Raw genomic sequence first — 24,760 nt, 5'->3', positions numbered from 1 at the left:
GATGCTCACGCTAGGACGGTACGCCGGCGACCCGTGCGGAATGCGTGCCGGTCTCGACTACGGTGAAACCCGCGTGTCGATGGCAGGGGGGTTGGGCGGTTGAGCCGCTTGCAGCGAGTACGGGCGAATCTCCGCAAGGCGTACGAGTCGGGCCGTGAGTCTGTTCGGACGGCTCGGACCGAGACGGAACGCCCGGCGGACGACGCCGAACTGGACTTCCCGGCGCCCGTGCCGACCTTCGAGCACCACTCGACGACCAGCAAGGACGACACCGAGGTGCCGCACTCCTTGCGCATCGCCGCGGCCTGGTCGTGGCGGCTGATCGTCGTCGGTGTGGTGGGCTGGGTGCTGGTCCGGTTCATCGGGACCATCAGCATCGTCGTGATTCCCCTGGCGATCGCCCTGCTGTTGTCGGCGCTGCTCGCCCCGGCGGTCAGCTGGCTGTTGAAGCTGCGGCTGCCCCCGTCCCTGGCGACCTTCCTGGTGCTCATCTGCGGCATCGGCGCGGTCGCCGGCACCCTCACCCTGGTGGTCAACCAGTTCGTCGACGGGCTGCCGCAGCTCACCGAGAACGCCAGCGCGGGCATCGGGCAGATTCAGGACTGGGCGCAGACCGGCCCGCTGCACCTCAACGAGAACCAGGTCGACCAGGCCATCGAGTCCGGCCGGGTCTGGATCAACGCCCACACCTCCCAGCTCACCGCGACCGGTGTCGCCACCGCCGCCACCCTGGCCGAGGTCCTGACCGGTGCGCTCCTCGTGCTTTTCTCGACCTTCTTCTTCCTCCGCGACGGCCGCAAGATCTGGCGTTTCCTGGTTCGCCTCTTCCCGGTCAGCGCCCGCTGGAGCCTTTCCGACGCCGGTGACGCCTCCTGGGCCACGCTCGGCTCGTACGTCCGCGCGACCGTGCTGGTCGCCTTCATCGACGCCACCGGCATCGGCCTGGCGTTGGTGATCCTCGACGTCCCGTTCCCGTTCCCGCTGGCCGCCCTGGTGTTCCTGGGCGCCTTCATCCCCATCGTCGGCGCCAGCGTCTCCGGCGCGGTGGCGGTCCTGGTGGCCCTGGTCGACCAGGGCTGGATCGTCGCGCTGATCGTGCTGGGCGCGGTCATCCTGGTCCAGCAGGTCGAAGGTCACATCCTGCAGCCGCTGATCATGGGCCGCGCCGTGGCGATCCACCCGCTGGTCGTCATCATCGGCATCGCCAGCGGTGTGGTCCTGGCCGGCATCGTCGGCGCCCTGGTGGCGGTCCCGTTGATCGCGGTCCTCAACACCGGCGTCCGCCGCCTGTCCCGCCGCCGCCCGGAGACTCCACCGGACGCTGTCGTCGTCACGGCGGTCGACCTCAAGGCCTGACGCCGGCTACTGCTTGGCGAGGCGTTGCAGGGCGCCGAAGGCGACGTCCGGCCGGGTGGTGTACCAGAACGGGGGCAGGGATTTGCGGAGGAAAGCGCCGTATCCCCGCGCCGTTTCCAGTCGCGAGTCCAGCACCGCGACCACACCCTTGTCGCCGGTGGACCGGATCAGCCGGCCGACGCCCTGAGCGAGACGGACGGCGGCGATCGGGACGCTGACCGAGGCGAAGCCGGAGCCGCCCGTGGCGTCGACCGCGGCGGCGCGGGCGGCGGCCAGGGGCTCGTCCGGGCGCGGGAACGGCAGGCGGTCGATCACGACGAGTTGGCAGGCGTCGCCCGGGACGTCCACGCCCTGCCAGAGGGACATGACGCCGAAAAGGCAGCTTTCCTTCTGCTCCTTGAACTTGCGGACCAGGATCGGCAGCGTCTCCTCGCCCTGCAACAGCACGGGCAGGTCGGTCTTGGCGCGCAGCAACTCCGCGGCCTGCGTCGCCGCGCGGCGAGACGAAAAGAGGCCGAGGGTACGCCCGCCGAGCGCTTCGACCAGCTTCAGCAACTCCTCGCCGGCGGCGTCCGGCAGGCCGGAGGCGGCGGGGCGGGGGAGGTGCGCGGCGACGTACAGGATGCCCTGCTTGGGGTAGTCGAACGGGGAGCCGACGTCGAGGGAAGTCCAGCCGTCGCCGGACACAGGCGGCGCGTCCGGGGTCAGCCCGTTGCCAGAGCGGGCTGCGGGGACGACAGCCCCGGGCAGGCCGAGCGAGCGGGCGACGGTGTCGAAGCGGCCGCCCAGGGTCAGGGTTGCCGAGGTCGCGACCACGGTGCGTTCGTCGTACAGGTTGGTGGCGAGCGTGCCGGCCACGGACAGGGGCGCGACTACCAGGGCACGGCGGCCGTTGCCGAGGTCGTTCTTCTCGATCCAGGCGACGTCGAAGTCGGACTCTTCGAGCAGACGCTGGGTGGTCGTGGAGAGCTCGTCGAGGTGGGCCTTGGCCTGCTGCTTGCGGACCGGGTCGGGATCGTCGGCCTTGATGTCGCCGATGCCGTCGAGGCAGGCGCGGGTGGCGGCGTCCAGCAGGAGCAGGGCCTGGTGCAGCAGCGGCGGCAAGCCGGTGGTCAAGCGGCCCGCCGGCAGGTCGGCCAGGCCCAGGAGCAGGGAGTCGGAGGCGGCGGCCAGGGACTCGCCGGCGGCCGGGGTGACCAGCGGGCGGGCACGTTTCGCGGCGCGCTCGACGGCCTCCGGGGTCAGCTCGGCCTGGGCGGCGGAGGAGACCCGGTCGGCCAGCTCGTGGGCCTCGTCGACGATGAGCAGCTTGTGCGGCGGGACGATGTGCCGGTCGGCGAGCATGTCCACGGCGAGCAGGCTGTGGTTGGTCACCACGATGTCCGCCTCGCGGGCGCGGGCGCGGGACGCCTCCGCGAAGCACTCCGCCCCGTACGGGCAGCGGGCCGCACCGACGCAGTCGCGGGCCGGCATGGAGACCTGCCGCCACGCGGTGTCGTCGACGCCGGGGTCGAGTTCGTCGCGGTCGCCCGTGGTGGTTTTCTCCGCCCAGGCCTGGACGCGCTGAATCTGTTTGCCGAGCCGGCCCGCCTCGCCTAGCCACTGGGTGCTGCGCGCGGCGGGGGCGTCGTCGAAGAGGGTGTCGGTCGGTTCCTCCTCGTCGGCGTGCTCCAGTTTCGCCACGCAGAGGTAGTGGTGCCGGCCCTTGAGGACGGCGAAGGTCGGGCGGCGCTTGAGCACCGGCTCGACGGCTGCGGACAGGCGCGGGAGGTCGTGCTCGACGAGCTGGTTCTGCAGGGCGAGGGTGGCCGTCGAGACCACCACCGGCCCGTCGACGAGCAGCGCGGGGGTCAGGTAGGCGAGGCTCTTGCCGGTGCCCGTGCCGGCCTGGACGAGCAGGTGCTCGCGCTGCTTGACCGCCCGCTCGATAGCCGTCGCCATCTCCTCCTGGCCTGGGCGGGAGGAGCCACCGGGGACCGCACCGACAGCGGCGGCGAGCAGGTCCTTGGCGCTGGCGGTGGTGCGGCGGGACTTGGCGGGGGCAGTCACGCCGAAGACCGTACCCGGCACCACCGACGAAACCGTCGCACCGCTAGGGTCTTTGTCATGCCGAGTGACATGGTCCGGGTGGTCTACACCAAGTTCGACGGATCAGCTCACCGGGATTATCCGGCGCGTCGGCTCACCGAGGACGATCTGGGCATCTGGGTCGGTGTGACGCGCGGCACGGCTTCCGTCTACCACGGACAACCGTCGGTGGAGCAGATCCCGTTCGTCCTGCTCATCCCGCACCGGGCCTGGTGGACCGGAATGTTCAACCCGCCGCCGCGGACCAGCGAGGTGTACTGCGACATCGCCACCCCGGCCCGCTGGGAGGGTGACACGGTCCACATCGTCGACCTGGATCTCGACGTCTCCCGGCGGCGCGACTCGGGGCTGATCGAGCTGCGCGACGAGGACGAGTTCGAGGAGCACCGGGTGCAGTTCGGCTATCCGGACGAGGTCGTCACCGAGGCTCGGGCCGCGGCTCGGCGTCTGGTGGTGGCGTTGGGGGACGGGACCGAGCCGTTCGCTTCGGCGTACCGTAAATGGCTATCGACGGTCCAGGACTGACCCCAGCTTGGCCGGGTTGAGCTGGTTGTAGACGGCCGTGATGCGGCCGTCGGCGACGGCCACCGAGAGCACCGCGACCAGCTCGCGCCCATCGGGGTAGGGCGCGGTGATCAGCACGCCCGCGTCGCCGTTGACCAGCACCGGTTCCATCGTGCTGTCCGGCGCTTCGCGCATGAGCCGGACGAAGAGGCCGGCCCAGAAGCGCGCCACCTTGTCGCTGCCGAGGATGGCGTTGCGGCCCGCGTTGACCACGCCGCCGCCGTCGCCGATGGCGACGACGTCCGGGGCGAGCACCGCGGCCAGGGCCTGCAGGTCGCCGCTGGCCGTCGCGGTCAGAAATGCCTCCAGGACGCGGCGCTGCTCGGCGAGGTCCGCGGTGTGACGAGCCTGTCCCTCGGTGACCGCCTTGCGGCCCCGCGACGCGTGCTGTCGCGCCGCCGCTGCGGTGGTGTGCAGGACGGCCGCGATCTCCTCGAACGGCACGGCGAAGGCGTCGTGCAGCACGACGGCGACGCGCTGTTCCGGAGTGAGCTTCTCCAACACCACGAGCAGGGCGAGGCTGACTTCTTGGCGCTGGGTGACCCGCTCGGCGGGGTCGTCGAGCCGCGCAACGACCGGTTCGGGCAGCCACTGACCCGGGTACGCCTCGCGGCGCACCCGCGCGGACTTCAGCACATCGAGGCAGATCCGCCCGGTGACTGTGGTCAGCCAGCCGCGCAGCTCCTGGATGTCGTCGCCGGCCTCGCGGGCGCGGTGGTAGCGCAGCCAGGCCTCCTGGACGGCGTCCTCGGCTTCGGCCCGGCTGCCGAGCATCCGATAGGCGACCGCGAGGAGATGAGGGCGTTGCATCTCGAACTGCTCTGCGACCACGGGCGGCATGAGAGGAATTCTGCGCGACATTGCCCGGTCCCGGGAGTCACATGTGACACAGTGGTGAACGCTATAGGGGCATTTAGCCTGAATTGTGCAGGGGGACGTGACTGTGGCGGACAACGTAGCGATCCTCCTCGGCGGCCTGGCCGGAGTTGCCGGTGTCACCGGCGCCACCACCCTCGGCATCGCGATGGCCCGCCGACCCCGCCCGTACCTGCCAGCCGGGCACGCGCTGGTCGGGGACGACATCGCCGATCCGCTGCCCGACGTGCTGCGCCGCGGACTGGCCGGGATCTCCATCCCCGTGCGCCCCGGACCGCAGGGCGAGCTCTACCTGGGGACACCGCGACCCGGGCAGACGTTGCGCCGGCTCGTGCTCGCTCCGCTGTTCGCCCGCGCCAAGGCGCGCGGCGGCCGGCTCTGCAAGGACCAGCGGGTGCCGTTCCGGCTGGTGGTGGAGTTCGCCGGGCCGACCCGGGACGCGGAGACGCTGCTGCGGGCGTACCGGCTGCTCGACCAGCAGTTGCGCGATCACGCCCGGATGCTCAGCCATTGCCTGGATGGCAGGCTGAACGCGGGCGCGGTCACCGTCGTCGTCGCCGGCATCGTGAACGCCCGGGAGCTGCTGGCAACCCAGCGGGAACGGTACGCGTTCGCCGACGGCTCGTTCGAGGACATCGGCGCCGCCGCGGCGCCGCCGACCCTGGTGCCGATGATCAGCGAGCACTGGACCCGCCGGTTCGGCTGGGACGGCTGCGAGGAAATCCCCGCCGAGGAGCGGCATCAGCTGCACGCGCTGGTGCGGTCGGCCCATGAGGACGGGCGTACGGTGCGCTTCGCAGGCCTGCCCTCGGGGAGCCGGAAGGCGCGCCAGGCGGTCTGGACCGAACTGGGCGAGGCGGGGGTCGACGCCATCGCCGATGCCGATCAGACGGCCCTGGCCCGCCACCTGCGCCGCCATCCCGTGCGCCTTCCGCTGCCGCCCATGCGCCGCCCGTCGCCCCAACCTCGCCGCTCCGACCTGGCACAAAAGATATAAACCCGCCCATTGGGTACGGCCAAGGTTAACGTGAGGTGAACGCGCACTGAACTGGTGCTGAGCAGGGGTAGGCGGGCACCGCAACGGGATCGGTGTTACCTAGCATTCCCCGGGAAATCGCACAGACCGTCCACCCGTCAAACGAGGTTCGCGCCGTGAAGTTCTCCTTCCGCCCCACCGAGGGCGCCTTCTACGAGCTGTTCAGCCGCGCCGCTCAGAACCTCGTGCGGGGCACCGAGCTGCTGAACGAGCTGGCCCTGCCCGGCGTCGACGTGCAATCCGTCAGCGACCGGCTGACCGACGTTGAGCACGACAGCGACGAGATCACCCACACGCTCTACAAAAAGATCAACTCGACCTTCATCACGCCGTTCGACCGCGAGGACATCTACTCGCTGGGCTCCCAGCTCGACGACGTCATGGACCACCTCGAGGCCGTCGGCAACCTGCTCTACCTGTACGGCCTCACCGAGCTGCCGTCGCTGCCGCGCGAAATGCACGAGCTGGTCAACGTCCTCGACCAGCAGGCCAAGCTCACCGCCGAATCGATGCCCAAGCTGAAGTCCATGAAGGGCCTCGAGGAGTACTGGATCGAGATCAACCGTCTGGAGAACGACGGCGACCGCGCCTACCGGATGCTGCTCGTCCGACTCTTCTCCGGCGAGTACGACGCGCTGACCGTGCTCAAGATGAAGGAGGTCGCCGACGAGCTCGAAGCCGCCTGTGACGCCTTCGAGCACGTGGCAAACACGGTCGAGACCATCTCGGTCAAGGAGTCCTAGGCCTTGTCCCCCGAGCTCATAGCGGTCCTCGCGGTGATCCTCGCCGCGATGGTCTTCGACTACACCAACGGCTTCCACGACGCGGCGAACGCCATCGCCACCAGCGTCAGCACCCGCGCCCTCACCCCGCGCGTCGCGCTGGCGATGGCCGCGCTCGGCAACTTCATCGGCGCCCACTTCGGCGCCGGCGTCGCCAAGACCGTCGGCGACGGCCTGGTCAAACTCCCGATCGGCGTCCCCAGCCTCGGCGTCGTCTTCGCCGGCGTGGTCGGCGCCATCGCCTGGAACCTGATCACCTGGTATTTCGGCCTGCCCTCGTCCTCGTCGCACGCCCTCTTCGGCGGCCTGGTCGGCGCGACCCTGTTCGCCAGCCACGGCACCATCGAGTGGGGCACCATCGTTCAGAAGGTCCTCATCCCGATGGTGGCCTCGCCCTTCGTCGGCTTCCTCCTGGGCTTTGTCGTCATGGTCGCCCTCATGTGGATGTTCCGGCGGGGCCACCCCGGCAAGCTCAACCGCGGCTTCCGCATCGCCCAGACCATCTCCGCAGCCTTCATGTCTGTCGGCCACGGCATGCAGGACGCCGCCAAGACCATGGGCATCATCGTGCTCGCGCTCTACACCGGCGGCTTCCAGGACAGTTCCACGCACATCCCGGGGTGGGTTTACTGGACCTCGGCGTCGGTGCTGGCGGCAGGCACGTACGCGGGTGGGTGGCGCATCATCCGTACCCTCGGCCGGAAGATCATCGACCTCGGCCCGGCGGAGGGCTTCGCGGCCGAAATGGTCGCCAGCTCGGTCCTGTTCTTCAACGCCCTGGTCCTCAAGGCGCCGATCTCCACCACGCACACGATCACTTCGGCGATCATGGGCGTCGGCGCGACCAAGCGGCTGTCCGCGGTCCGGTGGAACGTCGCGGGCAACATCGTGATCGCCTGGATCACCACGTTCCCGGCGGCGGCGGCGATCGCGTGCATCACGTACTTCTGCGTACGGCCGCTGTTCGGCTGATTTTCGGTACGCCCGGACCCCGCTCTCCTGCGGTTGAGGAGGGCGGGGTCACTCGTCCCCGAGGTCGACGTACAGGTCGTGGTGGAGCGACAGGCCCAGTCTTGCCAGCCGCTGAATGGTCTGTCCCTGATACCCAAGCACCGGACTGCGCCCATCCTTCACGCAGATCACGACCATGACACCGGCCCGCATGCCCAACTCATCGCACGCCCTGGCAATCCCCGAAGCGTATGGCTCGATCACGTCCAGCAGCTCCATGACAACGTCCTCGGTTTCGAACGTTTCCCGCTCGGGCAGCTCAAACGACCACCGGCTGAACCTGCGGGGTAGTCGCCCCGGACGCGGATCAGGATCGCCACGCCGACATGCCTCGGTCGGGGTAATTCCCACCAGCGCGGTGACCGAATCCGGATCGAAGGCGATCCGGTCAAGCTCGGCATCGGTATAGGCCGGCTCGGCGGAATGGTCCCGCTCCACATACAGGTACGCGCGATGCGTGCACTTCGTAACTTTCATCGGTCCGGCACTCTAGTGCGGAAACGCGCGCGGCGTGCGGGTGTTCACCTCCTCGCGGAACGCGGCTGATCACCTGCGATCAGCACGTCGCGGACCGCCGTAAGCGCGGCGAACAGCGGTGCGGCTCAGCAAACACCACCGCTGGCTACCTTGTGCTGGTGCATAACGACGAGACGAAGGCGTTCCTGGCGGCCGCGGCTGCCGGTCTCGCCTACAACGCTCCGCTGGGCGACGACCGCGTGCGGGACCTGAATCGCAGGCTGGCACCCACCGGAACCGGGTGGCGGGCGCTGGACCTGGGATGCGGCAGCGGCGAACTCCTGCTGCGCCTGTGCACCGCCTTCGACCTGCCAGGCGACGGCGTGGAGCGGGACGCCGCCGACGTCGAGCGGGCTGCCGGGCGAGCGAAGGAACGGGGCGCCGCGGACAGAGTTACCTTTCACTGCGCGAACGCGGCCGACTGGACGCAACCCGCGGCGCTCGTCGTCAACGTCGGTGCCGGATATGCCTGGGGCGACACCGGCCAAGCCCTCGCCGCGCTGCACAGACTGACCCATGCCGGTGGAAAGCTGCTGTTCGCCGACGCGATCTACCGGACGACTCCGAGCGACGAAGTCCGCGCGCTCTTTGGCGACCTTCCCGACCTGGCAACGATGGCCCAGTCCGCGGTGGCTGCCGGCTTCCGCCCGCTGCACATCGCCGAGTCGACTTTGGCCGAATGGGACGACTTCGAATCAGACTGGCGGGCAGGCATCGAACGACTCGGCACACCCGCCGCCCGAGCGTTCGCCGATCAGCGGCGCGCCGACTACCTCGGCGGCTACCGCGACGTCGTCGGCTTCGGCTGGCTGATCCTGACACCGGTCTGACTGCGCTGCCCCCGAAAAGCGGTCACCTTCTTCGCGTACGCGGTCTAAGGTCAGCCGCGATGACGCTCACATATGACGTGGCCGGTGCCGGCACGAACCTGCTCTTCCTGCATTCCGGGGTCTGCGACCGGCGCATGTGGGACCCGCAATGGTCCACCCTCCTCGACGCCGGCTTCCGACTGATCCGCTGCGACTTCCGCGGCTTCGGCGAAAGCCCGGTGCCGGACCGCTCGCACAGCGACGCCGAAGATGTGCGGGACCTGCTCGATGCCCTGGATGTCGACCGGGTGGTGATCGTCGGCTCCTCGTTCGGCGGGCGGGTCGCCCTGGAGGTTGCCGCCCGCTGGCCCGACCGCGTCACCGCGCTGGCGCTGCTCTGCTCGGCGCTGTCCGGTCAGGAACGCAGCCCGGAGCTGTCCGCGTTCAACGCCCGGGAAGACGAGCTGATCTCCGCCGGCGACATCGCCGGAGCCACCGACCTCAACGTGGAAACCTGGCTCGGTCCGGATACTGACGCCGCCACTCGGGAGCAGGTCCGCCGCATGCAGCGCCACGCTTTCGACGTGCAACTGGCGGCCGAGGAAGAGTTTGCGCCGCTCTCCGCTGAGTTTGAGCTCGCCGCGGTGCAGGCTCGCTGTTTGGCGGTTTCCGGGGCGCACGACCTGCCGGACTTCCGGCAGATCGCCGCTAAGCTGCCGACCCTGCTGCCCGACGCCCAACACGTGGAACTGCCCTGGGCCGGCCACCTGCCCAGCCTGGAACGCCCGGCGGAAACCACGAAGCTGCTGACTGATTTCCTGCGCCGACCCTCCGACGACTAGCTTCAGTCGAAGTCGCCGACGTGGACCGCGTCTAGAAACGCGGCCCACATCGACGCGGGGAATACGAGGACCGGTCCATCCGAATCCTTGCTATCCCGAATCGCGACGATGTGCGGAAGGTTGGTAGCAACCTCGACGCAGGCTCCGTTATTGCCGGAACGCCGCGATTTCTTGAATTTCGCCCCGCTGGCGTCAACGCTCACGGTCGTTCAACTCCCTCAAATACAATTTCAACATATCGATGGCATCGGGCTTCGATAAGGCGGCGTCGGCGATCGCATCCCAGGCCTCGGAATATGCCCTTATCTCGGGAACTTTATCGAGGTAGAGCGCGCCGGTCAGATTCTCGCTGTAGACCGTAGGTGGCGGTGCGCTGCCATTGTGCTCGGGAAAGTCGAGCAAGGTAAAGGCGCCCGTCAATGATGCTCGATGTGGTCCCACCTTGCGACCAAGCACCCGGATGGACACGTTGGGCAGCTCGGTCGCTTTCAAGAGGTGCCAAACTTGTTTGCGCATGGTGATTTCCGGTTTCGGCTCGACCATCAGTACTGCTTCGCTGATGATAACTTCCACCGAAGGCGGCGTGGGAAATGAGCGCGTCAGCAGTTGCTGACGCGATTGCTTCAGCTCCACCCGTTTATCGACCTCGTCGTCCGACAGGTCGGGTCTCTCGACCCGGATGAATGCGCCGGTGTATTCGCGGCACTGTAGAAGTCCAGGAACCATGGCGGGGTCGAAGATGCGGATGCGCTGCGCTGCTTGCTCCAAGCCGACGTATGCCTCGAACCAGGAGGGCAGGACGTCGCCATAGGCGTGCCACCACCCACGTGATCGAGTCTCGCGCGAAAGTCCGACGAACACCTCTCGCATCCCGTCAGAGACCCCGTACGCGTCGCAGAGCGCCTGGACATAGGGGGGCCTAGTCGATGTGGTGCCTTGCTCGATTCGCCAGATGGTCTGCTCGCTCACGCCCAGCAGCGTGGCCGCGTCCTTGAGCTTCACACCCGCCTTCTCTCGTGCGGCACGTAGGCCAATGCCGAGAGTGCGTCGCGGCACAGTCGAGCCGCTGCCTGGAACCACCATACCTGGACCGCCTTCCGTTCCGACTCGTCAAACCTTCCAGTTTGGAGTCATGCAGCGCGCGTTCTGCAAGCTTGGCGCCCCCGCCAGCCCATCGTCAATGATCAAAATGCAAATTCCCCAATTGGAACCTTGCATGGTGGGTGGAGCCCGCCGACGATCGGAAGCGACGAGCCAGACATGCGGAGGCGAGATGGCTACAGCGATCGCTATCGGAGCGGCTTCGGTCCTCGGCTTCTTGGCCGGTCTACTGACGCTCAAGGCCAAAGGAGCATGGTGCCCGGTCTGTGGAGTGACGATGACTTGTCCCGATCCGATGAACCACACAGGACCTGTGCGGGAGCGGATGCGCGACAAATGAGACGAGTTCCGGCGCTGCCCCGGCGAACGCCCGGGGCGAACCTGCCCGACGCGGCTCGGACGCCACCAGGCGATGTCCGTGAGGGGTTCAGCCCGGTATGGCACCTCAGTATTCAAGACCTGGCGCGGCTTCGCGATGCGCTTCGTGAACTGTGAGTAGACCCCTCGCCCGCGCTAGACGGTCAATCTTCGCCGCCAGCGATCAAGCAGGCGGACCCACGAACGAAGGGATTCCCATGCTTCGTAACGACCTGATCATCAAGCTCAGTGAGCAGGACAACGACTGCGTCACCGTCGACGTGAACGGCATCCTCATCGACGTAGAGGCGGTTGCCCACGACCGTGGCAACGTGGTGCTGGTGCTCGACCGGGAGGAACTGCGAGCAACCTTGCGGCAGGTCGCATCCGGGAAGATCGCCCGTTCCGAGCTAGACGTGTAGATCCGGCGGGAAACCCGTCCAGCGCAACTCCGCCGGCAGATGACTGCTGTCGTTGAAGGTGAGCAGCGCCGGCGGGCGTTCGGGGCGGTAGTGGATGACGGTCAAGGCGCAGTTGGCGGCGTTGAGGCCGAGCCAGCGTGCGGCCGGGGCGTCGAGGGCGTGGCGGACGAACCATGCGATCAGGAAGCTGTGCGTGATGATCAGCTCGTGGGTGTCGACCGGGCTGAGCGCGGTGTGCTGGTCGATCGCGTCGGCTGCCAGGGTGGCTCCGGCGGCGTACTCGTCGGCGGTGACTCCGTCGAGGAACTGGGCGAAAACCGCGGGCAGTGCGTCGAGATCCGGCACCGGCGGCACGTAGTCACCGACGATTTCCGAGCAATGCACGGGTACGCCGGGCAGCTGTTCAGTGACCAGCCGAGCGGTCTGCGTGGCACGTGACAGGGGACCGTGATGGACGGCGGTCAGCGGTACGGAAGCCAGGCGCCGGCCGAGGAGGCGGGCCTGCTCACGACCGCGGGCGCTGAGGTCGCCGTCGTCGATGGCCTCGCCGTGTCTGGCGAGGTAGACGAAACGGTTGACCACATCGCCTCCCTTGTGGGCTCAAGGTAAGGCTGGCATACCGCGGCAATAATGCGGAGCGAGCGGTCAGCACCAGGCGTTATCGTGCGCCGCATGCGGCTGGCGGAGATCACCCCGGACAACTATGAGGCGGCGCTCGCAGTGAGTGTGCGGGCCGATCAGGCGGACCTGGTCGAGCCGGTGGTCAAGTCGTTGGCGGAGGCGTACGTGTTCGCGGAGTACGCGTGGCCGCGCCTGATCTACGACGGTGACCGGGCGGTCGGCTTCCTGATGGCGTTCCTCGACATCCCGTGGGAGGCAGCCAAGGTTCCCGGCGAGGTGCGTTCCGGACTGTGGCGGTTGAACATTGCGGCCGAAGCGCAGGGTCGTGGCTACGGGCGCTTCGCCGTGGAAGCGGTGTGCGCCGAGATTCAGGCCCGCGGCCGGGACCGGGCGTACGTGACGTGGGAGCCGCGGGCCGGCGGGCCGGAGGACTTCTATCTCAAGCTGGGTTTCCGGCCGACCGGTGAGCGCAGCGGTGGGCAGACCGTCGGTGTACGTCAGCTGGGCGAGTCCGGGTAGGCGACGCCGATCTCGGCGCGGACGGTGTCCAGCATGGTCATGACTTCGAGGGTGGCGAGGTGCGGGACCAGCGGACTCTCCACTAGGCCTTCGGCCAGGCAGCGCTGCACCTCGATTGCCTCGAACTGGTAGCCCGACCCCTCGAACGGAAAGTCGAACGAGGTCGACGAGGACGAGCTGTGCAGGACGAAGGATGGGGGAGCGTAGAAGCCTGCGGGCAGGTCGATGCGCCCCCGTGTGCCGGTGATGGACGCGCCGTTGCGGGTGGCGCCGGCGATGCTGCACGTCAGTGCCGCGATCGCCCGCGGGTGGTAGCCGAGCAGGATGCCGGTCGTCTCGTCGACGCCTTCCGATGTGAGCTGGGCCGTGCTCTGCACTGTCGACGGCGTACCCAAGAAGAGGTGGGCCAGGTGGATGAGGTAGACGCCCAGGTCGAGCAGCGCGCCACCGCCGAGGGCGGGGTTGCGGAGCCGGTGGGTGGCCTCGAACGGTCCCTGCAGGCCGAGGTCGGCGTTCAGCGCCACGATGTCGCCGATCGTGCCGGCGCGGAGCAGCTCGTGGATTTTGCGGATGGCCGGGTTGCAGCGCATCCACATCGCTTCCATCAGAAAGGTACGGCCGGCGCGCGCCACGTCGACGAGCTGGGCCGACGTGGCGAGCTCCAGGGTCATCGGCTTCTCGCACAGCACCGGCTTGCCCGCGGCGAGGCAGGCCATCGTCGCGTCGTAGTGGGCGGTGTGCGGGGTGGCGACGTAGATGACGTCGACGTCGGGGTTGGCGGCCAACTCGGCGTAGGAGCCGTGCGCGCGGGCGGCATCGTGCTCCGCCGCGAAGGCTTTCGCCGTGTCGAGCGATCGGGAGCCGACCGCGGCAAGCTCAGCTCCGGGCGCGTGCCGCAGGTCGGCGGCGAACGTGCCGGCGATGCGTCCCGTGCCCAGAATCCCCCAGCGAGTGGTCGTCATGGTCGCCACGCTACGGCGGATGGGGGAAGATCGTGCGGTGAGCCGAGTGATCCCGTTGCCGCCCGCCATGGTCCAGAAGGCCCGCGAGTTCCGCGGCACGCCGGTCGAGCCGCGCGCCGCGGCCACCGTCGTGCTCGTGCACCCCGAAACCCTGGAGGTGTACGTCCTCAAGCGCGCCACCACCATGGTGTTCGGCGGTGTCCACGCGTTCCCCGGTGGCCGGGTGGATCCCGGCGACAGCCCCGACACCCTCAAATCCGACTGGGCCAGCCGGCTCGGCGTGCCCGACGAGCAGGCGCGGGCGGTCGTCGGCGCCGCGGCCCGGGAGCTGTTCGAAGAGGCAGGCGTCCTGTTGGCCGGGCCGATCGACGAGCCGGATCGGACGGTCGGCGACGTGACCGGCGACGACTGGGAGGCCGACCGGCAGGCCGTGGCCCGTCGCGAGCTGTCGATGACCGATCTTCTCGCCCAGCGCGGCCTCCGTCTCCGCGACGACCTGCTCTTTCCCTGGGCGCGCTGGATCACGCCGGAGTTCGAGCCCAAGCGCTTCGACACCTGGTTCTTCGTCGCACTCCTGCCTGAGGCGCAGACGGCCCGGGACGTCTCCGGCGAGGCAAGCGCGACCACCTGGATCAGCCCGGCGGCCGCCGACGGCCTGGCCATGCTCCCGCCGACGCGGGTGACACTGGACGAGCTGTCCCCGTACGAAAAGGTGGAAGATCTGGTGGCAGCGACCGCGCACCGGAACGCCGCCGTGCCGGTCATGCCGCAGATCGAGCTGACCGACGACGGCGGCGCGGTCGTGCGGTTCAGGTAACCGAGCGTTAATGACGGGCGCACGCCCTGAGGAGAAGTTCGGCTACCAGGTCGACATCGTCGGCCGTGACATCGGTGCCGCCGACCGCATTGATCCAGCGGATCGTCTGTTGCCGGCGGCGCACCAACCAGAGGTCTACATGCAGCGCCATGTCGGCGGCGATCGACGGGTCGACGTTTCCGATTTGCTCCAGGGCGGCGGGGCGCGTGCCGTCATCCAAGGCGAGCCTGACGATGTCGAGAAGGTCGGTTCCCTGCTTACCGACCGACCGGTTCATCACCGCCTGCAGCTTCATCGCCACCAGGGGCCAGGCTCGGCGACAAGTCTGGCTACTTCCCGGCGTTCCCCATTCGCACGGATCACCTCAAGCGTGACGTCCGTGGCGGTGTCGTTCGCCCATGCGTGAGCCGCGGCGTGCAAGCGGTCGCCCGGGTCGTCGCTCGGCACGTCGAGTTCGGATTGACGGACCTCGAGCACGACCTTCACAGGACCGTACGGCGTCGGCAGGAGTACGGCAGCGGGCTGAATCGGCTCGGCTCCGGCTGCGGCCCGTAGTACCTCGAGTTGTGGCACCTCTCCGTGCAGCCGATCGACGACATCGAGATCGATGGTGGCGCGATAGGGATTCGACAGCCTCGACAACACCGCTACGCCGCCGACCACGACCGGAGATTGTCCGATCAGTGCACGGACTTCGATGACTCCCTGCACCACGGCGGCCATCGCGTCACCGATGAAGATGACCCTTTTACCAGACACGTGTCCACCGCCCATCAGGTGTCCAGGCGTCGAGAATCTCTCGACCGCGCCCCGGGTCTTGCGCTAAGTCGAGAGCAACGAACAACGGGTGGGCCAGCGGCCACTCCATAGGGTTTGTCGTGAGGTCGACTCGCTCTTGCACTACTGCAGGCACCGGCGCGATTCGCACGGTAGCTCGGGCTAGGGCCGGCTTCTCCGGAGTGCCGAGCAACGTTGTCGCCCGGTGCTGCACTGTGCGGTCGGGTACATAGAAGTCGAGCACTTGCCCTGACCGAAATGCCACCGGTGCCCCGTACGCCGCCGCGGCGGCCGAGTCCGTAAGCGCCCAGCCGGGTGCCGTTACGTCCGTATGGCCGAGACGCAGCGTCTGAGTTGATGGTGCGTCGTCAAGTACGGGTAATTGCAACAGGTACGTCCCGGGCGTCGCCCAGTTTTCGGCCACGTCCCAGAACAGGCGAGAGTCCGGGACGCTGTTGTCGGCGTTGACAAGTCCCGCGGAACGGAACGCCGCCAAGACTTCGGACACTGTGCTAGCCGAGCGGCCGACTTGACGTGCTAGCTCACGTACCGCAGTTCCCTGTTCGGGCCGCAGTAGTACTGCGCAGGCTATCTCCAGACCAGCCTTGCCACTCAGCGGGCGCATGCGCTGCGGACGTTTCCGTAAAGGCTGCACTTCGGCGTCGATCACCATCCCGTCGGCGCGCAGCGCGAGCCGACCGCGGAGGTCGTAGTAGCCCACCCCCGGGACGGACAAGATCTTTCGGGCCGCCTGGGTCACGCGGTCAGCGACGATCAGGACGGCGGAGGTGGGTAGGCCGGAATCTCGGAGTACCTGTTCGGCGTCGCCTGCGCTGACCAGTGCGCGTCGTTTCAGCTGCAGAGTGAGGCAGAGACCGGCGGTTTCGATGATCAGGTCTGCATCGGCGTCGTCGTGGGGCGTGCGGGCATCTATGCCTAGCTGGGCGAAGGCGTCGACGGTGAGCGCCTCGGTTTCCATAGGTGTCAGCATGACACCTGTTCGGTGTTCGGTAAATACCGAACACCGAACACCGAACACCGGCGGGCGGCGGCGCTATGTGTCGAGACGGCGCCGTGCCGGTCATGCCGCAGATCGAGCTGACCGACGACGGCGGCGCGGTCGTCCGGTTCGGCTAGCTCACGGGCGGAGGGTCGGCGACGGCGAGCAGCGTTTGCAGGGCGTGGACGTGGGCGCCCAGCGCGAGTCGGCCCCCGTGGGTGAGCTGGACATAGGTCCACCGGACCCGGCCCAGATGGGACTTCTTGATTTCCAGGTAGCCGGCCTGTTCGAGAGTGGACAGCTGCTTGGACAGGGCGGAGTCGCTCAGGCCGATGCTGTCGCGAATGTAGCCGAATTCGAGCCGCTCGGCGGCGGCGAGCATTGCCATGATCGACAGCCGGGGCTGGGGGTGGATGATGTCGTTGAAGCCACGGGAGACCGCGTTCACGACGGCACCCCCACCGCCTTGCGCGTCGCCGCGTCGAGGAGCGGAAGGTAGCTGACGTAGGTCGCCGCCATCGCGATTCCGGCGATGATCCCCGGCACCGGCAGGCCTTCGCGGGTTGCCAGGTAGCGCCCACCGAAATAGACGCAGGCGCAGACGCCGGTGACGACGGCATAGGCCAGCAGCGGCGCCCAGTGCCACGATACGGCGTCCGGCAGCTTGATCTTGGAACGGGATTCCGCGAAGATCGCGAAGAAGGTGAGAGCGCAGAAGACGTAGGAGACGCCGGAGGCGAGTTCGTCGACGACTCCCACGGTGATCAATAGGGCGGCGATGCCCGCGACGTACCACCACGGATGTGCGTCGCGGACGGCCGCGGCGTGCACCTGTCGTTCGCGTTCGTAGATGTCGGACAGTGCGGCCCGGGCTGCTACCACGTCGTTGCTCATTGATTCCCCTGCATCTTCCCACGACTTTCCTGATAGGAAAGTACCTGCGACTTTCCATTGACGCAAGTCGTGGTTCGGGGGACAAAGAAGGGCGCCGCCGTCACCGGTACCGGCCCAGACCGGGCTGACCAGCGACGACGGCGCAGATCCAAGCGCAGACTCAGCCGAAGCGGCCGGTGATGTAGTCCTCGGTCTTGCGCTCGGTCGGATTGCTGAAGATTTTCTGGGTGTCGTCGTACTCGATGAGGCGGCCCGGCTCGCCGGTCTTGTCGATCGAGAAGAAGCCGGTCTTGTCGCTGACCCGGGCGGCCTGCTGCATGTTGTGCGTGACGATGATGATCGTGAAGCGGTCCTTCAGCTTGAACATCAGGTCCTCGATCGCCAGCGTGGAGATCGGGTCCAGCGCCGAGCAGGGCTCGTCCATGAGCACGACCTGCGGCTCGACCGCGATGGTACGGGCGATGCACAGCCGCTGCTGCTGACCGCCGGACAGGCCGGCGCCCGGGCGGTTGAGGCGGTCCTTGACCTCGTCCCAGAGGTTGGCCGACTTGAGCGACGTCTCGCAGGCCTCGTCCAAAACGGCCTTCTTCTTCACGCCGTTGAGCTTGAGCCCGGCGACCACGTTCTCGTAAATGCTCATGGTCGGGAACGGGTTGGGGCGCTGGAAGACCATGCCGATCATCCGGCGGACCGCGGTGACGTCGACGTCCGGGTCGTAGATGTTCTGGTCGTCGATGGTCAGTCGGCCCTCGATGCGGGCGCCGGGCAGGACCTCGTGCATGCGGTTGATGGACCGGAGGAAGGTCGACTTGCCGCAGCCGGACGGGCCGATCAGGGCGGTGATCGTCTTGGGTTCGACGGTCATCGAGATGCTGTCGATCGCCTTGAACGAGCCGTAGTAGGACGAGACGTTGCTCGCCTCGATGCGCTTGGCCATGGGGGACACCTTTACCTCAGGACAGCCGGTTGCGGCGGGCGAGCAGCTTCGCTGCGATGGTCAGGACGAGGACCAGGGCGACGAGCGTCAGCGCCGCCGTCCAGGCGCGGTCCGGCGCGAACTTCGACGCATCGCCCGCCTGCTGGTAGACGAACAGCGACAGCGACGTCTGGTTGCCCGCGAACGGGTCGAAGTTGATCGCCGCGGCGCCGCCGGCGACCAGGAGCACCGGGGCGGTCTCGCCGGCGGCGCGGGCCACGGCGAGCATGATGCCGGTGACGATGCCGGGCAGGGCGGTGGGCAGAACGACCTTCAAAATCGTCTTCCACTGGGGTACGCCGAGCGCGTACGCACCCTCACGTAGCGGGCCCGGCACCAGCCGCAGCATCTCCTCGGTGGACCGCACGATCGTGGGCAGCATCAGCACTGTGAGCGCGAGCGACGCGGCGAAGCCGGAGAAGCGCGGGGTGCCGTTGTTGAACCACGGGCTGACGATGAGCACCCAGAAGGCCAGCACGAACAGGCCGGCGACGATCGACGGGATGCCGGTCATGACGTCGACGAAGAACCGGACGGTCAGGGCGAACCTGCCGCGGCCATACTCGACGAGGTAGATCGCGCCGAGGACGCCGAGCGGGACGGCCATCAGGGTGGCGATGCCGACCTGCTCCAGGGTGCCGATGATCGCGTGGTACGCGCCGCCGTTCGGGTCCCGGGCGCCGATGTTGTTCATCGACGTGCCGAAGAAGTCGCCGTCGAGCCGGGCGGCGCCCTTGGAGACCAGCGTCCACACGACGGAGGCCAGCGGCAGGATGGCGAGGAAGCAGGCAACGTAGATCAGCGCGCGCCACATCCGGTTGCGCGCCGAGCGGCGGCCTTCGACCTTGCCCGCGCCGAAGTAGAGGCCGATCAGGTAGAAGGCGATGCCGAGGACGACCACCAACACCCAGTTGCCGATGCCCAGACCGAGGACGACCGCGGCGGACACCAGCAGGGCAGCGGCCGCGATGCCGAGGTCGGCGACGACCGGCAGCTTCTTCGACCGGATGTTGTCCGGCGTCATGGCGACACCGGGTGTTTCTCTCTCGAGAAGACTCATGCTGTGCTCCACTTCGGCATGCCGTCCTGGCCCTGCACTCGCAGGCTCGCTTCGGTGCAGTCCGTCATGCTGAGCTGTCCCGGAACTCGCGGCGGCGGTAGATGATCGCGCGGGCGATCATGTTGACCACCAGGGTGATGGCGAACAGGACCAGGCCGGACGCGATCAGTGCGCCGCGGCCGGTGGCGTTGGCCTCGCCGAAGGTGTTGGCGATGTTGGCGGCGATGGAGTTGCCGCCGCTCTGGATCAGGTTGGCCGAGATGGTGAACGTGGTGCCGAGGGTCAGCGCCAGGGCGATGGTCTCGCCGAGCGCGCGACCCAGACCCAGCATGACCGCCGCGATGACGCCGGGCTTGCCGAACGGGAGGACCGCGGTGCGGATCATCTCCCACTTGGTCGCGCCGAGGGCGAGTGCCGCTTCCTCGTTCATGCCGGGGGTCTGCTGGAAGACCTCGCGCGAGAGCGAGGTGACGATCGGCAGCACCATGATCGCCAGGACCAGGCTGCCCAGCAGGATCGAGCGACCGAACGGGCCGTCGCCGCCGAAGATCGGCAGCCAGCCGAAGTACTTGTTCAACCAGACCGAGAAGTCCTGCACCGGCTGGGAGAACACGTCGCGGCCCCACAGACCGAACACCACGGAGGGTACGGCGGCCAGCAGGTCGATGACGAAGCCGAGCGGCGTGGCGAGCCGCTTCGGCGCGTAGTGCGAGAGGAAAAGGGCGATGCCGAGGGCGATCGGTACCGCCACGAGCAGCGCGATGACCGACGACAGCACGGTGCCGAACGCCAGCGCGGCGATGCCGAACCGCGGCTCGGTGTCGTTGGGGAACCAGGCCTTGTAGGTCAGGAAGTTCTCGGTGTTCGCGCTGAGCACGGGCACCGCCTTGCTGACCAGGAAGATCGCGATGGCGACGATGATGACCAGCACCATCGCTCCGGCGGCCGTGCTGAGGCCGCGGAAGCCGGACTCCATGGAGAACCGGGCCTTGGTGGGCAGTGCGCCCCCACCGCCCAACGGCTGGCCGCCGCGGCGCTGGTCCGGGGGGATCGGCGGTCCGTCGGCGTCGGTGGGCCGACGGACCGCCGAGCGGGAGGGAAAGTCGCCCATTCGCTCGCTCGCTGTCGTCTAGGAGGGGATTCGGCGGGTCAGGAGATCTTCGCGACCGAAGCCTCGACCTTGCTGCGGACCGACTCTGGCAGCGGGGCGTAGCCCAGCTGGGCCAGCGCCGACTGGCCGCCGGTGCTGGCGGTGTAGCTCAGGAAGCCCTTGATGGCGGCGGCCTTCGCGCTGCCCTTGCTGCACGCGATCTCGTAGGTCACCAGGACGATCGGGTAGGCGCCCGCCTCCTTGGTGGCGTAGTCGATCTCGAGCTTCAGGTCGTCGCCGGTGCCGGCGATCTTGGCGCCCGCGATGGTCTTGCCGGCGCTGTCACCGGTCAGCTCGACGTACTCGCCGGCGCCGTTCTTGACCTTGGCCATCTTGAGGCTGCTGTTCTCGGCGAAGGACATCTCGACGTAGGAGATGGTGCCGGGGGTGCTCTTGACGAGCGACGCGACGCCGTCCGACTTGTTGGCGCCGGTGCCGCCCGGAGCCTTCCAGGCCTTGGCGTTGCCGAAGGTCCACTCGGCCTCGGCGGTCTTGCTGAGGTACTTGGTGAAGTTGTCGGTGGTGCCCGACTCGTCGGAGCGGTGCACGGCCTGGATCGTGGTGGCCGGGAGCTTCGCGCCCGAGTTCTCGGCGGCGATGGCCGGGTCGTTCCACTTGGTGATCTTGTTGGCGAAGATCTTCGCCAGGGTCGCCGGCGAGAGCTGCAGGCCGTCGAGGCCGTCGACGTTGTAGACGACCGCGATCGGGCCGGTCACCATCGGCAGGTTGAGCGCCTGGCCGCCCGGGCACTTGGCGTCGGCCTGCGGCTGCTCCTCGGGCTTGAGGGCCGAGTCCGAACCGGCGAAGTCGGCGGTGCCGGCGATGAACGCCTGGATGCCCGCGCCGGAACCGGTGCTCTCGTAGCCGATCTTGGCGTCGGCGCCGCACTGCTGCTGGTAGGTCTTGATCCACTCGTCCATCGCGTTCTTCTGCGCGGACGAACCCTGCGCGGTCAGCTGACCGGCGGCGCAGTTGCCCTTGGCCGCGGAAGCGCCGGGGGCGGCGGAAGAGTCGGTGTTGTCGGATCCGCACGCGGAAAGCGCGAGCGCGGTCGTCAAGGCAATGCCGGCAACGTAGTACCGCTGGAGCTTCACGGTGGTCCCTCTCGAATCAGCTTTGCTCCGGGCTCCGTGTCCCGGCGGCCGAGGTTTCATCGGCACAACCGGAAAGTTAGGAGGGCCAGGTGACCGGCTTCCCGGGGCTAAGTGAACGAGAGGTGAACGGTTGCGCCCCAGTCCGTGGCCTTTGGCTAAGGCGGGGTTGTCCGTTACGTGAACCGCGGGGCGTCTGGCCGCGATGTCCGATATTTTGCGTTAACCTGGCGCCTTTACCGTGGCGCCGGTCACACCGCTAGGCGGATCGGTGGTATTGCACGTCGGTGGTGTGGATCTCGAAGCCCAACCGGCGATACAGGGCCACCGCGGAAGCGTTCGACTCGTCCACGTAGAGCAGCACATCACTCAGACCGCGGCCCGCCAGGTGGTGCAGACCCTCGACACTCAGGGCGGCGCCCAGCCCGCGGCGGTGCCCGCCCGGGTCCACGCCGAGAATGTAGATCTCACCCAGCGCCGATTCGTCCGCCGTCGCCGGGTGCACCTTGGTCCAGTGGAAGCCGAGCAGCTTGTCGTCCGGATCCACCGCGAGCAGGAAGCCGGCCGGGTCGAACCACGGCTCGGCGAACCGGACCCGCAGGTCGTCGGAGGTCCAGCGACCCTGCTCCGGGTGGTGCGCAAACGCCCGCGAGTTGACCCCCAGCCACGCCTCGTCGTCGGCACCGGGCACGAAAGCTCGGATACGGACGTCCGCCGGGAACGAAGCAGCCGGCAGCGCGGCGAGCGAACGGCGCATCTGCCACAGCACGCGGGAGCGCTCGAAACCCGCCTGCTCGGCGAAGGCGCGCGCGGCAGGTTCGTCGCCGTGTGCCCAGAACCGCAGCTCACCCGGGCCGGCCGCGGCGAGCAGGGCAGAGCCGTGCCCGCGCAGCCGGTGCTTCGGATGCACGATCAGCTCACCGGAGAACTCGGCGAGATAGGCGTAACCCGCGAACTCGCCGGACTCGGCGGTGGTCAGGAAATGCCGGTGCGTCGACCCGCGCAGGCCCAACACGCCGTCCTCGGACAGCGGGCTGACCCCGTCCGCTTCCTCCGCCGCGGCGGACAAGGCCAAAACCTCGGCCGCCTCGGCGGGGGTGAGCCGGTCGGTGCTCCGCACATCAGTCATGGGTTACGCGCTCAGACCTTCATGCCTACGGGCTGGTTGTCGGGCAGCTGGCGGCCGGACGGCGGCGACACGAACTTGTAGCCGACCTGACGCACCGTGCCGATCATCGACTCGTACTCCGAGCCGAGCTTGGCCCGCAGCCGCCGGACGTGCACGTCGACCGTACGGGTGCCGCCGAAGTAGTCGTAGCCCCAGACCTCGCGCAGCAGCTGGTCCCGGGTGAACACCCGACCCGGGTGCTGGGCGAGGAACTTCAGCAGCTCGAACTCCTTGTAGGTGAGGTCGAGCGGGCGGCCCTTGAGCTTCGCGGCGTACGTGTCGGGGTCGATGGTCAGCTCGCCGGCCCGGATCGAACTCCCGGTGCCGGCGGTGGCGCTGGACAGCCGGCCGACGGCCAGGCGCAGCCGAGCTTCGACCTCGGCCGGACCGGCGGCGGCCAGGATGACGTCGTCGACACCCCAGTCCGCATTGAGGGCGATCAGGCCGGCCTCGGTGACCACGGCGATCAGGGGCACACCGCTGCCGGTCGCGTGCAGCATCCGACAGGTGGCGCGGGCCTCGGCCAGTTCGGTCCGGGCGTCCACCAGGACAGCGTCGGGGCTGGGACCCGACACGAGGGTGCGCACGTCGCGTGGCGCCGTACGCACGGAGTGGGGCAGCAGGTCCAGAGCGGGAAGTACGGCGGACGCCTCACCGGCGCGGGCCGTCACCAACAGGAGGATTTCCACACTCACCTCGATCCTCGCGGCGCGGGCCGCTTCGGGTGACCCGGCCGCACGGCACACCGGACGCGCGACCGGCAGGGTCTCGTCCCGGCGTCACTGACGGGTGGGCTGGGATCACCTTAACCGATGCAGCGGCCCGCCCCCGATGCCGAGCGGGTCGGGTGATGTGACGAATGCCCCCTTCTCGGGGGCGGGCGCCGGCCGGCCCAGCGGCGGCGATGCGTGAAACCGGGCCTTCATCTGGCACCATCGCAGGCGTGTTCCCCACCACTGACCGCGACGGCGACTCCTGGGACGACGACAAGTCCCGCGAGATCGCGCGGTCTGCGCCCGGCCGCTCGTCGTCTGGTTTCTATGCGGGGGCTCCCGAGAAGGAGCCCAGCTTCGGCAAGCGCGACGACGAGGAACCCGAAGCCGAGGAAGACGACGAGGAGATTCCGGTCGCTCCGGTACGCCGGAAGCTGTCGGTAGCCATCGCCGGATTTGCGGCCCTGCTCGGAGTGGGCCTCATCCTGGGCGCGCAGTCGTCGGTGCCGGACGCGCGACTCTCGTACGCGATCGTCATCATCGGTGTGCAGCTCCTCTACATCCTGGCTTTCACGATGGCCATCCGGCCGCCCGCCGCCGGTGTGGTGTCCGGCGTATGCGCGGTGGGCGGAGCAATCGCAGCCTGGGCGGCAGTCAACAGCGAATCTGCTGGTGTCCTGCCGCTGGTGTACGTGACCGCGGGCACGTTAGTGGCGGCTCTGGCCGGCCAGGCGATCCGCGCCCGGGACCGCACCCAGCTCCGCGACGCCCTGGGCGGCACCTTCCTCATTGTCGTCGGCGTGGTGTCATTCGCCCTGCTCATCGTGCTGACCCGCCAGCCCGTGGGCACCCAGGCCATCCTCGTGTCGCTGACCGCGGTGGCGATCGCCCTGCTCGTCGCGCACCTCACCGACGCGGTGTGGCCCAAACCGCGGATCGCTGCCCAGGTGCCGCGCGGCGCGGCGGGCGTCGTGCTGGGCGCGATGCTCGGCACCCTGGCCGCCGCGGGGCTGGGCAGCGTCCTGGTGCTGCCCTTCACGCCCGGCAAAGGCGCGATCCTCGGCTTCGCTGTCGCAGGAATCGCCGGCCTGGTCGACCTCGCGGTCAACTACTCCGAGGCCGGGCGCAGCATGGCCGGCGAGGCGCCGACGCTCTGGGTGGCCCGGCACATGCAGGGCCCGCTGGGCGCGTTCGCTTTGACTTTGCCCTGCACGTACGCGTTGACATTCTTCTTTCTCTCCTAAGCTTGCCT

Annotated in this window: 29 protein-coding genes; 11 read left to right on the top strand and 18 right to left on the bottom strand. The window is 68.5% G+C overall.

Translation table 11 applies throughout. From position 1 onward, the window contains the following. Window positions 1-108 precede the first annotated feature (108 nt). Window positions 109-1,356, top strand: a complete 1,248-nt coding sequence (locus tag ACIA1L_RS12035) for an AI-2E family transporter (RefSeq protein WP_396073045.1) — start codon at window positions 109-111, stop codon at window positions 1,354-1,356. Window positions 1,357-1,362: 6 nt separating this feature from the next. On the opposite strand, the gene ACIA1L_RS12030 is transcribed toward ACIA1L_RS12035, so the two are convergent. Next, the gene (locus ACIA1L_RS12030) at window positions 1,363-3,429 is read right to left on the bottom strand and encodes an ATP-dependent DNA helicase (protein WP_396072676.1); all 2,067 of its coding nucleotides are present in this window, start codon (window positions 3,427-3,429) and stop codon (window positions 1,363-1,365) included. Window positions 3,430-3,462: 33 nt separating this feature from the next. Between ACIA1L_RS12030 and ACIA1L_RS12025 the strand changes: the two genes are divergently transcribed. Next, the gene (locus ACIA1L_RS12025; protein ID WP_396072675.1) at window positions 3,463-3,969 is read left to right on the top strand and encodes a DUF402 domain-containing protein; all 507 of its coding nucleotides are present in this window, start codon (window positions 3,463-3,465) and stop codon (window positions 3,967-3,969) included. Here ACIA1L_RS12025 and sigJ read toward each other — a convergent pair. Continuing rightward, the gene (gene sigJ, locus ACIA1L_RS12020; RefSeq protein WP_396072674.1) at window positions 3,949-4,848 is read right to left on the bottom strand and encodes an RNA polymerase sigma factor SigJ; all 900 of its coding nucleotides are present in this window, start codon (window positions 4,846-4,848) and stop codon (window positions 3,949-3,951) included. The two genes, ACIA1L_RS12025 and sigJ, sit on opposite strands and share 21 nt — an antisense overlap. A gap of 103 nt (window positions 4,849-4,951) precedes the next feature. Between sigJ and ACIA1L_RS12015 the strand changes: the two genes are divergently transcribed. The 3 genes from ACIA1L_RS12015 to ACIA1L_RS12005 all read left to right on the top strand — a co-directional run bounded on the left by ACIA1L_RS12015 (window position 4,952) and on the right by ACIA1L_RS12005 (window position 7,674). Next, on the top strand, window positions 4,952-5,881 hold the full coding sequence (locus tag ACIA1L_RS12015; protein ID WP_396072673.1) for a hypothetical protein: 930 nt from the start codon (window positions 4,952-4,954) through the stop codon (window positions 5,879-5,881). 155 nt (window positions 5,882-6,036) lie between these two features. Further along, a complete protein-coding gene (locus ACIA1L_RS12010) occupies window positions 6,037-6,663 on the top strand; it encodes a DUF47 domain-containing protein (protein ID WP_396072672.1) in 627 nt (208 codons plus the stop codon). Between the two features lie 3 nt (window positions 6,664-6,666). Continuing rightward, window positions 6,667-7,674, top strand: a complete 1,008-nt coding sequence (locus tag ACIA1L_RS12005; protein ID WP_396072671.1) for an anion permease — start codon at window positions 6,667-6,669, stop codon at window positions 7,672-7,674. A gap of 48 nt (window positions 7,675-7,722) precedes the next feature. Here the strand turns inward: ACIA1L_RS12005 and ACIA1L_RS12000 are convergent, their stop codons facing one another. Continuing rightward, the gene (locus ACIA1L_RS12000) at window positions 7,723-8,190 is read right to left on the bottom strand and encodes a DUF4279 domain-containing protein (RefSeq protein WP_396072670.1); all 468 of its coding nucleotides are present in this window, start codon (window positions 8,188-8,190) and stop codon (window positions 7,723-7,725) included. Window positions 8,191-8,348: 158 nt separating this feature from the next. Here ACIA1L_RS12000 and ACIA1L_RS11995 point away from each other — a divergent pair, with 158 nt between their 5' ends. Next, on the top strand, window positions 8,349-9,059 hold the full coding sequence (locus tag ACIA1L_RS11995) for an SAM-dependent methyltransferase (RefSeq protein ID WP_396072669.1): 711 nt from the start codon (window positions 8,349-8,351) through the stop codon (window positions 9,057-9,059). 59 nt (window positions 9,060-9,118) lie between these two features. Then, window positions 9,119-9,880, top strand: coding sequence for an alpha/beta fold hydrolase (locus ACIA1L_RS11990; RefSeq protein WP_396072668.1), 762 nt, complete (start codon window positions 9,119-9,121; stop codon window positions 9,878-9,880). 2 nt (window positions 9,881-9,882) lie between these two features. Here ACIA1L_RS11990 and ACIA1L_RS11985 read toward each other — a convergent pair whose 3' ends face one another. After that, window positions 9,883-10,083: a DUF397 domain-containing protein gene (locus ACIA1L_RS11985; RefSeq protein WP_396072667.1), complete on the bottom strand. Its 201-nt coding sequence runs from the start codon at window positions 10,081-10,083 to the stop codon at window positions 9,883-9,885. Continuing rightward, window positions 10,073-10,963 (bottom strand): helix-turn-helix domain-containing protein, encoded by an 891-nt coding sequence (locus tag ACIA1L_RS11980; RefSeq protein ID WP_396072666.1) that lies wholly within the window; start codon window positions 10,961-10,963, stop codon window positions 10,073-10,075. Before ACIA1L_RS11980 ends, ACIA1L_RS11985 begins: the two co-directional genes overlap by 11 nt. A 593-nt stretch (window positions 10,964-11,556) precedes the next feature. Here ACIA1L_RS11980 and ACIA1L_RS11975 point away from each other — a divergent pair. Continuing rightward, window positions 11,557-11,760 carry a hypothetical protein gene (locus ACIA1L_RS11975; protein WP_396072665.1) on the top strand — a complete coding sequence of 68 codons (204 nt, stop codon included), beginning with the start codon at window positions 11,557-11,559 and terminating at the stop codon, window positions 11,758-11,760. Here ACIA1L_RS11975 and ACIA1L_RS11970 read toward each other — a convergent pair. Beyond that, window positions 11,749-12,342, bottom strand: a complete 594-nt coding sequence (locus ACIA1L_RS11970) for a histidine phosphatase family protein (RefSeq protein ID WP_396072664.1) — start codon at window positions 12,340-12,342, stop codon at window positions 11,749-11,751. The two genes, ACIA1L_RS11975 and ACIA1L_RS11970, sit on opposite strands and share 12 nt — an antisense overlap. A gap of 90 nt (window positions 12,343-12,432) precedes the next feature. Here ACIA1L_RS11970 and ACIA1L_RS11965 point away from each other — a divergent pair, with 90 nt between their 5' ends. Then, window positions 12,433-12,900: a GNAT family N-acetyltransferase gene (locus ACIA1L_RS11965; RefSeq protein ID WP_396072663.1), complete on the top strand. Its 468-nt coding sequence runs from the start codon at window positions 12,433-12,435 to the stop codon at window positions 12,898-12,900. Here ACIA1L_RS11965 and ACIA1L_RS11960 read toward each other — a convergent pair. Then, window positions 12,879-13,862 (bottom strand): Gfo/Idh/MocA family protein, encoded by a 984-nt coding sequence (locus ACIA1L_RS11960; protein WP_396072662.1) that lies wholly within the window; start codon window positions 13,860-13,862, stop codon window positions 12,879-12,881. The genes ACIA1L_RS11965 and ACIA1L_RS11960 overlap by 22 nt on opposite strands. Before the next feature lie 19 nt (window positions 13,863-13,881). On the opposite strand from ACIA1L_RS11960, the gene ACIA1L_RS11955 reads away from it, so the two are divergent. After that, window positions 13,882-14,679 carry an NUDIX hydrolase gene (locus tag ACIA1L_RS11955; protein WP_396072661.1) on the top strand — a complete coding sequence of 266 codons (798 nt, stop codon included), beginning with the start codon at window positions 13,882-13,884 and terminating at the stop codon, window positions 14,677-14,679. 7 nt (window positions 14,680-14,686) lie between these two features. Here ACIA1L_RS11955 and ACIA1L_RS11950 read toward each other — a convergent pair whose 3' ends face one another. The 11 genes from ACIA1L_RS11950 to ACIA1L_RS11900 all read right to left on the bottom strand — a co-directional run bounded on the left by ACIA1L_RS11950 (window position 14,687) and on the right by ACIA1L_RS11900 (window position 23,484). Then, window positions 14,687-14,980, bottom strand: a complete 294-nt coding sequence (locus ACIA1L_RS11950; protein WP_396072660.1) for a hypothetical protein — start codon at window positions 14,978-14,980, stop codon at window positions 14,687-14,689. Next, complete coding sequence (locus tag ACIA1L_RS11945) at window positions 14,971-15,402, bottom strand: hypothetical protein (protein WP_396072659.1); 432 nt, start codon at window positions 15,400-15,402, stop codon at window positions 14,971-14,973. The genes ACIA1L_RS11950 and ACIA1L_RS11945 overlap by 10 nt, the downstream gene beginning before the upstream one ends. A gap of 25 nt (window positions 15,403-15,427) precedes the next feature. Further along, the gene (locus ACIA1L_RS11940; RefSeq protein ID WP_396072658.1) at window positions 15,428-16,435 is read right to left on the bottom strand and encodes a hypothetical protein; all 1,008 of its coding nucleotides are present in this window, start codon (window positions 16,433-16,435) and stop codon (window positions 15,428-15,430) included. A 154-nt stretch (window positions 16,436-16,589) separates the two neighbouring features. Then, a complete protein-coding gene (locus ACIA1L_RS11935) occupies window positions 16,590-16,904 on the bottom strand; it encodes a winged helix-turn-helix domain-containing protein (RefSeq protein WP_396072657.1) in 315 nt (104 codons plus the stop codon). Next, a complete protein-coding gene (locus ACIA1L_RS11930) occupies window positions 16,901-17,350 on the bottom strand; it encodes a hypothetical protein (RefSeq protein WP_396072656.1) in 450 nt (149 codons plus the stop codon). The genes ACIA1L_RS11935 and ACIA1L_RS11930 overlap by 4 nt, the downstream gene beginning before the upstream one ends. Window positions 17,351-17,510: 160 nt before the next feature. Then, complete coding sequence (gene pstB, locus ACIA1L_RS11925) at window positions 17,511-18,287, bottom strand: phosphate ABC transporter ATP-binding protein PstB (protein WP_396072655.1); 777 nt, start codon at window positions 18,285-18,287, stop codon at window positions 17,511-17,513. A gap of 16 nt (window positions 18,288-18,303) precedes the next feature. Next, a complete protein-coding gene (gene pstA / locus ACIA1L_RS11920) occupies window positions 18,304-19,350 on the bottom strand; it encodes a phosphate ABC transporter permease PstA (RefSeq protein ID WP_396073044.1) in 1,047 nt (348 codons plus the stop codon). Window positions 19,351-19,450: 100 nt separating this feature from the next. Beyond that, on the bottom strand, window positions 19,451-20,497 hold the full coding sequence (gene pstC / locus ACIA1L_RS11915; RefSeq protein WP_396072654.1) for a phosphate ABC transporter permease subunit PstC: 1,047 nt from the start codon (window positions 20,495-20,497) through the stop codon (window positions 19,451-19,453). Between the two features lie 38 nt (window positions 20,498-20,535). Next, entirely contained in the window at window positions 20,536-21,630 is a 1,095-nt protein-coding gene (pstS, locus tag ACIA1L_RS11910; RefSeq protein WP_396072653.1) for a phosphate ABC transporter substrate-binding protein PstS, read from the bottom strand. Between the two features lie 256 nt (window positions 21,631-21,886). Then, window positions 21,887-22,756, bottom strand: a complete 870-nt coding sequence (gene mshD, locus ACIA1L_RS11905; RefSeq protein ID WP_396072652.1) for a mycothiol synthase — start codon at window positions 22,754-22,756, stop codon at window positions 21,887-21,889. Between the two features lie 11 nt (window positions 22,757-22,767). Beyond that, window positions 22,768-23,484 (bottom strand): winged-helix domain-containing protein, encoded by a 717-nt coding sequence (locus tag ACIA1L_RS11900; RefSeq protein WP_396073043.1) that lies wholly within the window; start codon window positions 23,482-23,484, stop codon window positions 22,768-22,770. A 254-nt stretch (window positions 23,485-23,738) separates the two neighbouring features. Here ACIA1L_RS11900 and ACIA1L_RS11895 point away from each other — a divergent pair, with 254 nt between their 5' ends. Beyond that, complete coding sequence (locus ACIA1L_RS11895; RefSeq protein WP_396072651.1) at window positions 23,739-24,752, top strand: hypothetical protein; 1,014 nt, start codon at window positions 23,739-23,741, stop codon at window positions 24,750-24,752. The last annotated feature ends 8 nt before the right edge of the window (window positions 24,753-24,760 follow it).

Source organism: Actinoplanes sp. NPDC051859 (genome assembly GCF_044452725.1).
Taxonomy (GTDB): domain Bacteria; phylum Actinomycetota; class Actinomycetes; order Mycobacteriales; family Micromonosporaceae; genus Actinoplanes.
This window is presented reverse-complemented; position numbering and strand designations above follow the sequence as displayed.

Coding starts and splice junctions, on each gene's coding strand:
- ACIA1L_RS11930 (WP_396072656.1), bottom strand. CDS start 17,350: ATGAGCAACGACGTGGTAGCAGCCCGGGCCGCACTGTCCGACATCTAC.
- ACIA1L_RS11940 (WP_396072658.1), bottom strand. CDS start 16,435: ATGGAAACCGAGGCGCTCACCGTCGACGCCTTCGCCCAGCTAGGCATA.
- pstC (WP_396072654.1), bottom strand. CDS start 20,497: ATGGGCGACTTTCCCTCCCGCTCGGCGGTCCGTCGGCCCACCGACGCC.
- pstA (WP_396073044.1), bottom strand. CDS start 19,350: ATGACGCCGGACAACATCCGGTCGAAGAAGCTGCCGGTCGTCGCCGAC.
- ACIA1L_RS11955 (WP_396072661.1), top strand. CDS start 13,882: ATGGGGGAAGATCGTGCGGTGAGCCGAGTGATCCCGTTGCCGCCCGCC.
- ACIA1L_RS11980 (WP_396072666.1), bottom strand. CDS start 10,963: ATGGTGGTTCCAGGCAGCGGCTCGACTGTGCCGCGACGCACTCTCGGC.
- pstB (WP_396072655.1), bottom strand. CDS start 18,287: ATGGCCAAGCGCATCGAGGCGAGCAACGTCTCGTCCTACTACGGCTCG.
- ACIA1L_RS12000 (WP_396072670.1), bottom strand. CDS start 8,190: ATGAAAGTTACGAAGTGCACGCATCGCGCGTACCTGTATGTGGAGCGG.
- ACIA1L_RS12025 (WP_396072675.1), top strand. CDS start 3,463: ATGCCGAGTGACATGGTCCGGGTGGTCTACACCAAGTTCGACGGATCA.
- ACIA1L_RS11965 (WP_396072663.1), top strand. CDS start 12,433: ATGCGGCTGGCGGAGATCACCCCGGACAACTATGAGGCGGCGCTCGCA.
- ACIA1L_RS11945 (WP_396072659.1), bottom strand. CDS start 15,402: ATGGCCGCCGTGGTGCAGGGAGTCATCGAAGTCCGTGCACTGATCGGA.
- ACIA1L_RS11990 (WP_396072668.1), top strand. CDS start 9,119: ATGACGCTCACATATGACGTGGCCGGTGCCGGCACGAACCTGCTCTTC.
- ACIA1L_RS11975 (WP_396072665.1), top strand. CDS start 11,557: ATGCTTCGTAACGACCTGATCATCAAGCTCAGTGAGCAGGACAACGAC.
- ACIA1L_RS11960 (WP_396072662.1), bottom strand. CDS start 13,862: ATGACGACCACTCGCTGGGGGATTCTGGGCACGGGACGCATCGCCGGC.
- mshD (WP_396072652.1), bottom strand. CDS start 22,756: ATGACTGATGTGCGGAGCACCGACCGGCTCACCCCCGCCGAGGCGGCC.
- sigJ (WP_396072674.1), bottom strand. CDS start 4,848: ATGCCGCCCGTGGTCGCAGAGCAGTTCGAGATGCAACGCCCTCATCTC.